At 70.7% G+C, this 12,687-nt stretch carries 11 protein-coding genes; 1 reads left to right on the top strand and 10 read right to left on the bottom strand.

What is annotated here, in order from left to right:
* Window positions 1-7: 7 nt before the first annotated feature.
* From DS837_RS03465 to DS837_RS03435, 7 genes are all read right to left on the bottom strand, one after another.
* Window positions 8-304 carry a type II toxin-antitoxin system RelE/ParE family toxin gene (locus DS837_RS03465; RefSeq protein ID WP_145676834.1) on the bottom strand — a complete coding sequence of 99 codons (297 nt, stop codon included), beginning with the start codon at window positions 302-304 and terminating at the stop codon, window positions 8-10.
* The gene (locus DS837_RS03460; protein WP_211102050.1) at window positions 301-507 is read right to left on the bottom strand and encodes an addiction module protein; all 207 of its coding nucleotides are present in this window, start codon (window positions 505-507) and stop codon (window positions 301-303) included. The genes DS837_RS03465 and DS837_RS03460 overlap by 4 nt, the downstream gene beginning before the upstream one ends.
* Before the next feature lie 90 nt (window positions 508-597).
* Window positions 598-987 carry a DUF6285 domain-containing protein gene (locus DS837_RS03455; protein ID WP_149163425.1) on the bottom strand — a complete coding sequence of 130 codons (390 nt, stop codon included), beginning with the start codon at window positions 985-987 and terminating at the stop codon, window positions 598-600.
* On the bottom strand, window positions 987-2,090 hold the full coding sequence (locus DS837_RS03450) for a phosphotransferase family protein (protein WP_149163424.1): 1,104 nt from the start codon (window positions 2,088-2,090) through the stop codon (window positions 987-989). Before DS837_RS03450 ends, DS837_RS03455 begins: the two co-directional genes overlap by 1 nt.
* 4 nt (window positions 2,091-2,094) lie before the next feature.
* Window positions 2,095-3,291 carry an acyl-CoA dehydrogenase family protein gene (locus DS837_RS03445; protein ID WP_149163423.1) on the bottom strand — a complete coding sequence of 399 codons (1,197 nt, stop codon included), beginning with the start codon at window positions 3,289-3,291 and terminating at the stop codon, window positions 2,095-2,097.
* A gap of 36 nt (window positions 3,292-3,327) precedes the next feature.
* Entirely contained in the window at window positions 3,328-4,089 is a 762-nt protein-coding gene (locus DS837_RS03440) for an SDR family NAD(P)-dependent oxidoreductase (protein ID WP_149163422.1), read from the bottom strand.
* 153 nt (window positions 4,090-4,242) lie between these two features.
* On the bottom strand, window positions 4,243-5,877 hold the full coding sequence (locus tag DS837_RS03435) for an acyl-CoA synthetase (protein ID WP_149163421.1): 1,635 nt from the start codon (window positions 5,875-5,877) through the stop codon (window positions 4,243-4,245).
* A 240-nt stretch (window positions 5,878-6,117) separates the two neighbouring features.
* On the opposite strand from DS837_RS03435, the gene DS837_RS03430 reads away from it, so the two are divergent.
* Complete coding sequence (locus DS837_RS03430) at window positions 6,118-6,828, top strand: Crp/Fnr family transcriptional regulator (RefSeq protein ID WP_170295719.1); 711 nt, start codon at window positions 6,118-6,120, stop codon at window positions 6,826-6,828.
* 29 nt (window positions 6,829-6,857) lie between these two features.
* On the opposite strand, the gene DS837_RS03425 is transcribed toward DS837_RS03430, so the two are convergent.
* From DS837_RS03425 to DS837_RS03415, 3 genes are all read right to left on the bottom strand, one after another.
* Complete coding sequence (locus tag DS837_RS03425; RefSeq protein WP_170295718.1) at window positions 6,858-9,452, bottom strand: SUMF1/EgtB/PvdO family nonheme iron enzyme; 2,595 nt, start codon at window positions 9,450-9,452, stop codon at window positions 6,858-6,860.
* Between the two features lie 145 nt (window positions 9,453-9,597).
* Window positions 9,598-11,412 (bottom strand): adenylate/guanylate cyclase domain-containing protein, encoded by a 1,815-nt coding sequence (locus DS837_RS03420; RefSeq protein ID WP_149163418.1) that lies wholly within the window; start codon window positions 11,410-11,412, stop codon window positions 9,598-9,600.
* An 83-nt stretch (window positions 11,413-11,495) separates the two neighbouring features.
* Window positions 11,496-12,668 (bottom strand): DUF4384 domain-containing protein, encoded by a 1,173-nt coding sequence (locus tag DS837_RS03415; RefSeq protein WP_170295717.1) that lies wholly within the window; start codon window positions 12,666-12,668, stop codon window positions 11,496-11,498.
* Between the last annotated feature and the right edge of the window lie 19 nt (window positions 12,669-12,687).

The following is a 12,687-nucleotide window of genomic DNA, read 5'->3' as shown; positions in this document are numbered from 1 at the left end:
GGCGCCGTCAAGTCCGGCGGCGCCATCGTTCCGGATGGCGGCTGGTATGAAGGCAAGCGATGACATACACGCCGTCGGCCTCGTCACGGAAGAACAGGGCATAGGGAAAACGCCCAAGCAACGCCCGTTGAATGGTGCCATGCACATGCGGAAAGCGGTGGGGCGCGTCTCCAATCCGCCACGACAGCGCATCAATGGCATCGAAAAAGCGGTCGCCCAAACCTGCGGAGCGCGCGTCGTACCATGCCTGCGCCTCGGCCAACTCCTCCGCCGCTTCAGGAAGAAAGTAAACGGGACGGCTCACGCTCTCCCCGGACGCAGGACGCCGCGGAGTTCGGTCCAGGATACGGCCTTCATCCGGCTCTCGTGAAAGTCAGCGTTCCGGCGATCGAGTTCGGCCCGCACCTTCTCAGAAACCGGCACATCGCCTTCATCCAGCGATTCCCAAAGTTCGCCGATCAGGTCCAGGCGCTCCTGGGGAGACAAGTGGCTGAAATCGATGGGCATGACGATGGGCTTTCATCCAGGGCATTCCGCCTGTGAAATGGTAATGGCAACGGGGGGCGTCGAGAAGGAAAAAAAACCCCAGTTCCGTCCCTACCCCCGCAGCAGCTTCGGGTTGGCGATGCCCAGCCGGGCCTGGACGATCTCCTCCAGACATTCCATCAGCACGTCCTGGCCGTCGTGGTCGAAGTCGCCCGCGGCGATCTCGATGCACAGCCGGTGTTGCAACGCCTCCACCCGCTGGCGCAAGTCAGTGCCGGACAGGCTGTCATCCGCGTCCTCGCCGTAGAGCAGGGCCAGCGCCGCCAGCATGGCGTGACCGGCCTCGTCCACCCCGGCCAGTTCCCGCTGCACGATGCCGAGCGCGTTGGCGATCATCAGCGCCGTGTAGCGCTGGGCCGGCGGGATGTGGGGAAGCAGGTCCGTCCGGAAGGTCTCCGCGACGATGCTCAGCAACTCCTGGGCGTCGGGGCTGGTGCGCATCAGGCGACCCTCTCTTCGCCGGCATCGCCGGACGATTCGGCACCCACCACCGCCGGGGCGGAGGCCGTCAGCCCCAGCCCATGGATGTGGCGCAACAAATCCAACTCGATCTCCGGCAGCATCCGCCCGGTCAAAGCCAGCTCCAGCGACGGCTCCTCCCCGGAGGTGTGGCGGCGGCCCTGGAGGACCGCGATGGCCGCCCAGCGCATGTAGGCGGCGGTTTCCCAATAAGCGACCGCCCGCGGGTCGACCCGGCGGCCCGAGGTCTCCTCGTACCCGGCGTAGAAGTCCTCCCGCCCGGCCAGCCCTCCCGCCTCGCGGTCGTGGCGACCGAACCGCCAGGAACGGGCGCAGAACCAGCCGAGATCCTCCATGGGATCGCTGAACCCGGCGAACTCCCAATCCAGGATGGCGGTCAGCCCGCCGTCCTTCACCAGATAGTTCCCGGTGCGGTAGTCGCGGTGGCACAGCACCAGATCGCCCGGCGGCGGCGCGTGGATCTCCAGCCAGCGCAGGCCCCAGGCCAGAACGGCGTCGCGCAATGCCAGATCGCCCAGCCAGTCGCGGTAGGCGTGGACGCAGTCGAGCGCCGGCGACGCGGCCGGCACCGGCAGGTCCTCCAGCCCCGGCGTGTCCGGCCCGGCTTTGTGCAGGCGGCCGAGCTGCCGGCCAAGCTCGCGGGCGAGGCCGCGCTGCGGCTGGTCGGCCTTCACCACCTTGTGCCCGGCGCCGATGCCCTCGGCGCGGCGCATGATGTAGAAGTCGGCGCCGAGAACCGCCGGGTCGCCGCAGGCGGCGATGGGTTCGGGCGCCGCCACCCCGGCGCCGAAGGCGGCGCGCAGCACGGCGTACTCCTGCGCCTTGGAAATGCTGGCCTTCATGCCGGACGTGGCCGCGCGCCCCCCCGGTTGGGCGCGCAGGACGCAGGCGTGCCGCCCGGCCTGCGGCCCGCCGTCGATGTCCAGAGTCACCGCAAGGTTGAGCGAGATGGCTCCCCCGCCGAGCGTGCCTTCGTCGGCCACCGACACGCGCGTCGCGCCGGTCGCCCCGGCCAGCCACGATTCCAGCCGCGGCCGGCTTTCCCCGTCGATCAGTGCGCCCATCCCATCACCCCCAGGCCCAGAAGCCGTCGCCCTCGTCCATGTAGAATCGCGCCAGGACCATCTTGTGGACCTCCGACGCCCCGTCCACCAGCCGGGCCTGCCGGGCGTAGCGGTACATCCACTCGAGCGCCGTGTCCTTCGAATAGCCCCTGGCCCCGCAGAGCTGGATGGCCGTGTCCACCGCCTTGTGCAGCGTGTCGGCGACATGGACCTTGGCCATCGACACCTCCTTGCGGGCGAAGTCGCCGCGGTCGAGCTGCCACGCCGCCTTCATGACCAGAAGCCGGCCGATCTCGATCTGCATGGCGACGTCGCCCATCATCCACTGCACGCCCTCGTGCCCCGCGAGCGTGGTGCCGAAGCTCTCGCGCTCGCGCACATAGGCGGCGGCGATCTCCATAGCCCGCTTCGACAGCCCGGTCCAACGCATGCAATGGGTCAGCCGGGCCGGGCCGAGGCGGATCTGCGTCGCCTTCAGCCCGTCGCCGATGGTCATCAGGACGTTCTCGTCGGAGACCTCCAGCCCGTCGAAGCGCAGCTCGCAATGGCCGCCATGCTCCTCCGGTCCCATGATCGGGATGCGGCGGACGATCTCCCAGCCGGGTTGGTCCTTGTCGAACAGGAAGGCGGTCAGCCCCTTGCGCTTGTCATCGGAGGTGCGGGCTATCAGGATGAAATGCTGCGCCTCGCCCGCCCCGGTGATGAACCATTTGTGGCCGGAGATCACCCAGCGGTCGCCCTTGCGCTCCGCTTTGGTCTTCATCATCGAGGGGTCGGAGCCGCCGCCGGGATGCGGCTCGGTCATCACGAAGGCGGAGCGCACCTTCCCGTCGACGATGGGCTGGAGCCAGCGCTCCTTCTGAGCCTCGGTCCCCACCTTGTTGAGAAGCTGCATGTTGCCGTCGTCGGGGGCGGCGCAGTTGAAGCAGACCGGCCCGAAGATGGAGCGGTTCATCTCCTCGTAGGCCGCCGCCATGCCGACGATGCCCAGCCCCTGTCCGCCGCGCTCTTTCGGCATTTGCGGCGCCCACAGCCCGGCCGCCTTCACCTCCCCGCGCAGGCGCTCCAGCAGGGCGGGCGCGATGTTCTCATGCGCGTCGTAGGAGGCCGGGTCCGCTTCCAGCGGCAGAATGCGCTCCTCCACGAAGGCGCGCACGCGGCGGCGGAACTCCTCGATCGGCGGGGGCAGGCTGAAATCCATCGGTTCGGGTCCTCTCCGTCGTCTTTTCTTCTTTGCTCACAAGCTGCTGACCAGATGCCCGCCGTCCACCGGCACGACCGCCCCGGTCATGTAGGCCGACGCGTCGGAGCAGAGCAGCAGCAACGGCCCGTCGAGGTCGGCCAGCCGCCCCAGCCGCCGCTGCGGCACCCGCCGGATCAGCGCCTGCCCGGCGTCGGTCGCCAGGAAATCGCGGTTCAGGTCGGTCTCCATGTAGCCGGGGGCCAGCGCGTTGACGCGGATGCCGTAGCGCGCCCATTCCAGGGCCAGCGCCTGGGTCATCTGCACCAGCCCGGCCTTCGACGCGGTGTAGGCCACGACATGGCCGGCCACCCGCAGCCCGAGGATGGAGGCGATGTTGACGATCGACCCGCCCCGCCCCTGCTCCCTCATCACGCGCGCCGTCTCCTGTGCGGTGAGGAAGGCGCCCTTCAGGTTGGTGTCGATGACGCGGTCCCACTCCTCCTCCGCGTAGTCGAGCGCGGGCTTGGCGACGGTGGCACCGGCGTTGTTGACGAGGATGTCCAGCCCGCCGAGCGTGCCCGCCGCCTCGCGGACACCGTTGCGGACGGAGGCGGCGTCGGTGACGTCCAGCGGCACGGCGATGGCCTGCCCGCCCGCCGCTTCGATCTCGGCGACGGCGGTGTCCAGGCTCTCGCGTCGCCTTGCGGCCAGCGCGACGCGGGCGCCCGCCGCGGCTAGAACGCCGGCGAAGTGGCGGCCCAGGCCGGCGGAGGCCCCGGTGACCAGGGCGGTGCGGTTGGTGAGGGAAAGGGTCATAGGGGTCCTGAGTTTATGTTGTTAGGGTTCGTGCGTCGGGCCCCCTCCCTAACCCTCCCCCGCTTCGCGGGAGAGGGGATCTGGCTGCGAAGCGGCGGAGTTCCCTCCCTCGCCGAAGGCGGGGGAGGGTTAGGGAGGGGGCAAAAACTCCCCTCACAACCCCCTCGCCTGCTCGCGCAGCACGAACTTCTGGATCTTCCCGGTCGACGTCTTCGGCAAGGCCCCGAACACCACCGTCCGGGGCGCCTTGAAGTGGGCGAGATGGCCACGGCACCAGCCGATCACCTCGGCCTCCGTCACCCGCCCTTCCGATCCCGGCTTCAGCGTGACGAAGGCGCAAGGGCTCTCGCCCCATGTCGCATCGGGACGGGCGACGACGGCGGCCTCCATGACGTGGGGGTGCTGGTAGAGGACCTCCTCGACCTCCAGCGAGGCGATGTTCTCGCCGCCGGAGATGATGATGTCCTTGGCGCGGTCCTTGATCTCGACGTAGCGGTCGGGGTGCAGCACGGCGAGGTCGCCGGTGTGCAGCCAGCCGTCGCGCAGCGCCTCGTCGGTCGCCGCCGGGTTCTTCAGGTACCCCTTCATCACCGTGTTGCCGCGCAGCGCCAACTCGCCCAGCGTCTCGCCATCGGCGGGCACTTCGCGGCCGGTGTCGGGGTCGAGCACGGTCTGCTCGGACATGGTGACGTTGGGCACGCCCTGGCGGGCCATCTTGACCGCCCGCTCCTCCAGCGGCAGGTCCGCCCAGGCCTCCTGCCACGCGCAGCCGGTGGAGGGGCCGTAGCATTCCGTCATGCCGTAGAGGTGGGTCAGGCGGAAGCCCATCCGCTCCATGCCCGCGATCACCGCGCTGGGCGGCGCCGCCCCGCCGGTCGCCACCTGCACCGGCCCGTGGTCGAAGCTGCGCTTCACCGTGTCCGGCGCGTGGATCAGCATGGTCAGCACGACCGGCGCGCCGCAGAGGTGGGTGACCTTCTCCTCGGCGATCAGGCGGAAGATCGTCGCCGGATCGACGGCGCGCAGGCATACATGGGTCGCCCCGACCGCCGTCACCGCCCAGGGGTAGGTCCAGCCGTTGCAGTGGAACATGGGGAGCGTCCACAGATAGACGCTGTCGGGCCGCAGCCCGAAGGTGATGACGTTGCCAAGCGCGTTCAGATGGGCGCCGCGGTGATGGTAGAGCACACCCTTGGGGTTGCCCGTGGTGCCGGAGGTGTAGTTGAGCGCGATGGACTCCCACTCGTCCTCGGGCGTGCGCCAGGGCGCCTCGGGGTCGCCGGTCTTGAGGAAATCCTCATACTCCAGATCGCCCACCGGGTCGGCGTCCTGCGCCGCCGGGTCGTCGATCCACACCACCCGCGGCGGGTTCGTCATGCGCTCCAGCGCGGCGCGGGCCACCGCGGACAAGCCGCGATCCACCAGGAACAGGCGGCTTTCCGCGTGTTCCAGGATAAAGGCGACGGCGGGCGGGTCGAGCCGCGTGTTGATGGCGTTCAGCACCGCCCCGGCGCCGGGAATGCCGAAATGCGCCTCCAGCATCGCCGGGGTGTTGAAGGCCAGGACCGACACCACCTCCCCCGGCCGGACGCCGGCACTGGTCACCGCGGAGGCCAGCGCGCGGGCGCGGCGCTCCACCTCCGCCCAGTTCCGCCGCAGGGGGCCGTAGACCACGGCGGTCTTGTCCGGATAGACCATCGCGGAGCGGCGCAGGAAGTCCAGCGGCGTCAGCGGCACATGGTTGGCCGTGCGCCTGGATAGGTCTGCGGACGGAGTGGTGGCGTCCACGCTCGTCTCCTTCCCCTGTTCTGCGGTCCCTGAATTAAGGCCGGCGCCTCATACCGGGCGCCTTACTGACGATGGTAGTCACGAACCATTGGACAGAACAAGTTTCACCTTTGGTCGGTCCCCTCCCCTATGCCCGCAAGAACGTGGCAGGGACGGGCGAGCGCGTTACCGCCTCTGGCGCCGCGGTTGCGGGCCGTCCGCCCGCTACACTGTCCGGCATCGAGCCGTATGGGGGCGACCATGACGACGGTGCGGATCGCGTTCGACAAGGAACTGGTGCTGTCCGGGCATTTCCTGCTGAAGCATCTGGAGAAGCCGGAGTTGCAACGCCTCGCCGCCAGCGCCCGGCTGGCCTATTTCCGGCCCGGCACGGTCATCTTCCAGAAGGGCGACCCCGGCGACAGCATGATGGCGGTCATCCGTGGGCGGGTGAAGATCTGCTCCCACTCCACCGACGGCAAGGAGCTGGTGCTGAACATCATCAACAAGGGCGGCCTGTTCGGCGAGATCGCCCTGCTCGACGGCGAGCCGCGGACCGCCGACGCCGTGGCGCTGGAGGAGACCGACCTGCTGGTGCTCGACCGCTCGAAGTTCGTGCCGCTGCTGAACGAGCGTCCGGCGGTGGCGCTCCAGCTCATCACCGTGCTGTGCAAGCGCCTGCGCCAGACCAGCGAGCATCTGGAGGACACGCTGTTCTTGGAGGCGTCGTCCCGCTTCGCCCGCGCGCTGATGCGGCTGGCCGACGTGTTCGGCAAGCCGGCGCCGGGCGGGCTGAAGCTGGACATCAAGCTGTCGCAGCAGCAACTCGGCTGCTTGGTGGGTGTTTCGCGGGAAAGCATCAACAAGCTGCTCGGCGAATGGCAGCGCAACGGCGTGATCGCCGTGGAATCCGGGCGGATCACGCTGCTCGACCGCGACGCGCTGGAGGAGATCGCCGAGGCGAATGGGTAGGGTGTCGCGTCGGGCCCCCACCCTAACCCTCAATTTAACTCCCGCAGCACCCTCACCCCGTTGTTCAGGTAGCGCACGTCGGGATCGTAGAACAGCCGCGCCGTGTCCGTGATGTCAGCCAAGCCGCCCCGCCAGGACCCGCCGCGCAGCACGCGCTCCCGGCAGTTGGTGGACGTCCAGGCGCTGCCGTCCGTCGGCGCGCCCGCATAGTCGGCGTGCCAGCAGTCGGCGACCCATTCCGCCACGCCGCCGTTCATGTCGTGCAGCCCGAAGGGGTTCGGCTTGTAGCTGCCGACCGAGGCCGGGGTCAGCCGTTCCTGCGCGCCGCCGCAGTCCTTGCAGTTGGCCAGCGTCCCCGTCTGCCCATCCCACCAGTAGCGGCCGGTCGTGCCGCCGCGCGCCGCGTACTCCCATTCGGCTTCGGACGGCAGGCGGTAGCGCTGGCCGGTCTTCTGGCTCAGCCACTTCGCGTAGGCCTGGGCTTCCAGCCAGGAGATGTTGTGGATCGGGGTGCTGTCGGTCGGCTTGGTCATGCGCGGCATGCCGCCGGTGCAGCCGCCACCCTCGACGCAGGCGCGCCACTCGGCCACCGTCACCTCGTAGGCGCCGAGCGCGAAGGGCTTGGCGATGGTGACCTTGTGCACCGGACGTTCGGAGCGGTCGCCCTGGTCGCTGCCCATGGTGAAGCTTCCGGGTGCGATGCGCACCATCACCGGACAGGCCGGGCAGTCCTGGAAACTGGCCGACCGGCTGTGGTTGCGCACCGCGCTGTTCCCATTGCCGTTCGGGGGCGCTGCGGCCACCTGCTCCGGCGCGGGCACGGGCTGCGGCGATGCCGGTGGGGGCGATGCCGCCGCCTCGACCACCGGAGCCGGGGGCGGGACCGGAGGAGGAGCCGATTGGGTTGATGGCGGCGGCCGAGCCGACGCAACCTCTGGCGGCTTGGCGGCGGGGGTGAGCGCGCCCAGCTTCTCACGCGCCGGCTTGGCGTAGGCGCCGCTGCCGAACAGCCGCAGGAAGGCCTCGAAGTCGGCGGGCTCGCGGCTCCCCTTGACCATCTGCCACAGCGATTCCTCAAGCGCCGGCGCGGCCGGAGCGGCACCCGGCGGGGCGATCTCCAGCGTCACCGTACCGGTGGCCTTGCCCCCCTTGCCGTCCTCCACCTGATAGGTGAAGGCGCCGGCCGCCCCCGCCCGCTCCTGCTCCGGGTCGAAGGTCAGACGGGTCAACCCCTCGGCCGGCAGGCGGTCGCCGGGGCGGATCAGGGTGGCGCCGTCGCGCACCTTGCCGCGGTCGGGCACGGCGGTGATGGTGACGGTCAGCGGGTCGCCGTCGGGGTCCACCGGAGCCTCGATGGCCAGGGGATTCGGCAGGGCGCGGATGGTGCGCGCGCCGGCCACCACCGGTTCACGGTTGCTGGGCTTGATGGTGATCGCCACCCCGCCTCTCACCACGCCGCCCCGCCCGTCCATGATCGCGAAGTCGAAGCGCCCGGCGTCGCCCACCACCGTCGCGTCCGGCTTGAAGCTGGTGGCGGCAAGCTGCTCCACGGTCAGGTAGTCGCCGATCAGCACGATGCGGTCGCCGATGCGCACGCTGCCGCCGCGCGGCAGGCCGGAAATCTGCGCGAAGAGCTGGTCGTCGTCGGGATCGGTCGGGCGCCCGATGCGCAGCGGCTCGGCGTCGCCGCGGTCGGACAGCTCCAGCGGGCGGATCTCGCCGAGCACCGGCGGACGGTTCGGCGGGCGCGGGTTGAAGTAGAAGGGCGCCGCCCCCAGCGAGCCGAAGATGTAGGGCTCCTGCCGGCCGTTGGTCGCCTGCCGCACGGTGTCGCGCACGTTGCGGAAGAACAGGCTCAGCTCCAGCCCCGGCGTCTGGAGATGCTGGAGCAGCGCGTCGGTGTAGGGGCTGTGGTCGCCCTGCCCGTCCTCGGCCAGTTGGTCGGCGCGGGTCGCCATGGCGACCAGCGTGTCGCTCGGCGTGTCGTCGACGCGGGCGAAGCCGTAATTGACCTGGATGCGGTTCTGCCCGGCCTGCTTCAGGCGGTCGACGAAGGGGTTGTTGCGGCAGGAATCGAGCATCAGGATGCCCAGCTTGCGCGCCTGCGAAAGCTCGCCCATCATCAGGTTCAGCGGCATCGCCTCATAGACGAGGTCGCGCTCGCGCTCCAGCTTGGCGTCGGCCGGGACGATGTAGTTGTTGCCGCCCACCTGGATGCCGTGGCCGGCGTAGAAGATCACCGCCACGTCGGCCTGCGAGGCGCGGATGCCGAAGTCGCGCAGCGCCCGCTCGAAGCCGCGGTTGTCCATGTCGAACTTCTCGTCCACGTCGAACTGAAGCATGCGCAAGGCCTCGGCGATGGCCTTGGCGTCGTTGACCGGGTTCTGGAGTTCAGGGGCGAATTCGTACTTGCCGATGCCGACGACCAGCGCGATGCGCTTCTCGGGCGACTGGGAGGCTTGGGTCGGCGGAGACTGGGAGGCTTGGGTCGGCGGAGACTGGGGGGAAGCGGACTGGGCGGCCACGCCCGGTGCCCAGCCGAGAAGGCCCACCAACAGCAGGATAACGGCGAGCGACCAGATGTCTCCGCCTGAACAGCGCTGCGTCAAGGGTCCGTCGAACATCGGCCGGCTCCATGGTGGGAAGGCGGTTTCGCACCCCATACCCGGCACCCGTCGGCATAAAATTGCCAATTAGCCGATCTTAATATTTCGATTCCTGCGCACCAAGCGTTCATTCAGCCTAATCCCGAATACGGGGAATGGCCGGTCACTCCCCAGCCTCCGCCGCGGGCCGCACTTCCTCCCCCTCCCGGTCGAGGACCAGCCAGGCGCGCACCGCCTTGCGCTTGCCCTTCAGCGCCATCTCGCCCACCGGCAGTCCGGCCACCTTGTCCTGCACCGCCGTCCAGGTCGGTTCCCCGATGACGATCCGGCAATGGGGGGAGGAGCGCATGCCCACCGTCTTGCCCAGCGCCTCCAGCCGGGCCGCGGTGTTGGCGGTGTCGCCGAGCAGCGAATATTCCATGTGCCTCAGCCCGCCCAGGCTGCCCGCCACCAGCGGGCCGGTGTGGATACCGACCCGGATGCCGATGGCCGGCAGCCCCTCCGCCTGCCAGCGCTTGTTCAGCTCCTGCAGCTCCCGCCCCATCTGGATGGCGCAGCGCACGGCGCGTTCTGCGTCGGCGTCGATCTCCGCCTGGGTGGTGCGGGCGACGGGGGCGCCGAAGACCGCCAGGATGGCGTCGCCGATGAAGCGCAGCACGATCCCGTCATGCGCCGCCACCACCCGCACCATGGCGTCGAGATAGCCTTCCAGCCAGAGGATCAGCGGCTCCGGCTCCAGCGCCTCGCAGACGGTGGTGAAGCCCTCGATGTCGGAAAAGAAGACGGTGGCGGTCAGCTCCTGCGGTCGGGGGCGCCCGCCGGCCAGGAAGGTCGCGCGCTCCCGCCAAATCTCGTCGGCGACGGGCTGGGAAACGTGGTTGGCGAACAGCTGCATCAGGCTGCGGCGGTCGGTGCGCTCCTTCAGCGACAGATGCGCGGTCATCGCGGCGATGCCGCCCAGCCACGCCGCCGAGGGCGCCATCATCGCCACCAGCGGCCCGCCCTGGGCGAACAGCGCCAGCGCCGCCGCCCACAGCGCCAGCAGCCCGAGCAGGCTGGCCGGCACCAGCAGCCACACCGGCCAGCCGGCCGCCGCCAGCGCCACCCCGGCGGCGCTCAGCGCCAGCACCAGCGCCACGCCCCAGCCGTCGGACAGGTCGCGGCTGGTCCGCCCGTCGAGGATCTGGGCCAGCGCGTGGGCCTGGATCTCCACCCCCGGTGTGGACAGACCGGCGACCGACAGGGGCGTGCGGTGCTGGTCGACCCCGACCAGGACGGTGCCAACCACGGCGATCCGCCCGGCCAGCCAGCCGCGCGGCAGCATCCCCACCATGTCCGCCGGATAGGTCGGGAACGGCGGCGCATCCGGCGACGGGCGGGCGTGCCAGTCGATGCGGAAAGGCTCCGCCGGGATCGTCGCCTCTCCGGCAGCCCCTCCGGCGACCTGGGCCATCCGCGCCGGGAAGCTGGGCAGCCCGTCCGGACCGCGCGGCACATGCCAGCGCACCGTGCCGTCGAGCCGGTCCTTGGCGAGGTTGGCGTGGCCGTGCGGGATGCCGTCGAGGAACCGCCCGAGGTAGCGGCGCTGCTCCTCCGTCAGCGCCGTGTCGCCGAGCGCCGTGATGGCGACCACCGGCACCGTGGCGCGCTGGATGCGCTGGCGCAGCCGCTCGTCGAGCGCCGGCAGGGTCGGCTGGTCGAACAGGATGTCCAGCCCGATCGCCCGCACCCCCGCCGCCTCCAGCGTCCCCACCAGATCGGCGAGGAAGCCGCGATCGACCGGTGACCGGCAGGCCAGCGTGGCGAACAGGTCCTCCCCCAGCGTGACCAGCACGATGCCGGGATGCTGCGGGGCGGGCGGCGTGAAGTAGGCGATGGCGACGTCGCGGAAACTCTCGTCGGCGGAGCGCAGGGGCGGCACCAGCCGGGTCAGCCCCAGCGCCGCCGCCGACACGCCGACCACCGCGGCCAAGCCCACCAGCCCTCTGGCCAGTCCTTTGGCGAGCCACGGGGCTTTTGCCCAGCTTGGCCTGCCCCCCGATGTCCCCAACGGCGGCGCCCTCACTCCACGCGCAGGATCACCTGCGCCATCACCAGTTCGGTCTGCTTCAGCGAGGCGAGCGTCCGCTCCAGCCGGGCCGCCGCCTCGTCGGACAGGGGCCGGAAGGCGTCCTGGCGCCCCGGCAGGTCCGCGCCGAGATCGCGCCCGGCAGCGAAGCAGCGCACCTCCTGGTCGGCGGACAGGCTCCCCGACCGCTCCGCCGCGCGCAACGGCACCGGCATGCGGTCGCCGGCCAGCGTCAGGGTGCGGTGCCCCTCCACCAGCGAGCTGGCCGCCGGCCCCGGCGGGTAGATCGGCGTCAACTGGCCGCGCGTGTTGCGCAGGTAGCAGTAAAGGTGCGCGTCCCGGTTCGTCTGGAGCACCAGCGTCACCGTCTCCCCGGACCGGTAGGTCGGGTAGAGGCCGCGGTCGGTGGCGAGATAGAGGTTCAGCGGCGCCATGCTGTCCCGCACCGGGTCCAGCAGAAACGCCGCCTGGGTGGCGCAGCCGGCACCGGCAAGCCGGACGGCCAGTTCCGCGCCCTGGCCCTCGGCGCTGACCACGCGCAGCGTCATACTGTGACGCACCCGCCCGTCCGGCCCGGCGACGGAGACGGCGGTGCCGTCGGTCATCGGAAGCTCGCGCGGCCAGGGCACCGTCGCCCCCTTGTCCCAGCGCAGCGTGGCGGTGGCGCCGCGGTTTTCGTCACGCAGGGTGGCCGGGATCAGCGCCGGGTCGGCGGGCTTGCGCAGCAGCACCGTGCCGCCGGACTTCACGCATTGGATGCCGGCCCGGCCCGGGTCGAGGGTGAAGACCTGCTCCTCCCCCTTCTGCATCGGGGTGCCGACCGCGCGGGCGGCCCCCAGGTCGGTCTGGAAGAAGCGCTCCCCGCCGACGAGGCTGCCGACTCCGCCCCAACCCGAGGCGTCGGGCATGCGGTCGAGCGGCCCGTCGAACGGCCCCTTGATCCGCAGCATGCGCCCGTTGGCGAACAGGAACATGGCGTTGGCGCCGTCCGGCACGGTGACCGCCGCGCCGTCGGGGACCAGTTGCCCCTGGGCGTAGCCTGGGGCGGTGGAGGCGACGACCACCGCCTGCTCCGCCGCCGCGCGGCCGGCGGTGAAGCCGACCGCTCCGACGGCGGCCAGCGTCAGGGCCGCCGCCACGAGTCCGCTCAGGGTCCTGTGCGCCATGCTGGCCTCCACCGGCGGG

The organism is Azospirillum brasilense (assembly GCF_008365405.1).
In the GTDB taxonomy this organism is placed as follows: domain Bacteria; phylum Pseudomonadota; class Alphaproteobacteria; order Azospirillales; family Azospirillaceae; genus Azospirillum; species Azospirillum brasilense_D.
Note: the sequence above shows the minus strand (reverse complement) of the source record. Positions and strands in the feature narration are given on the sequence as shown.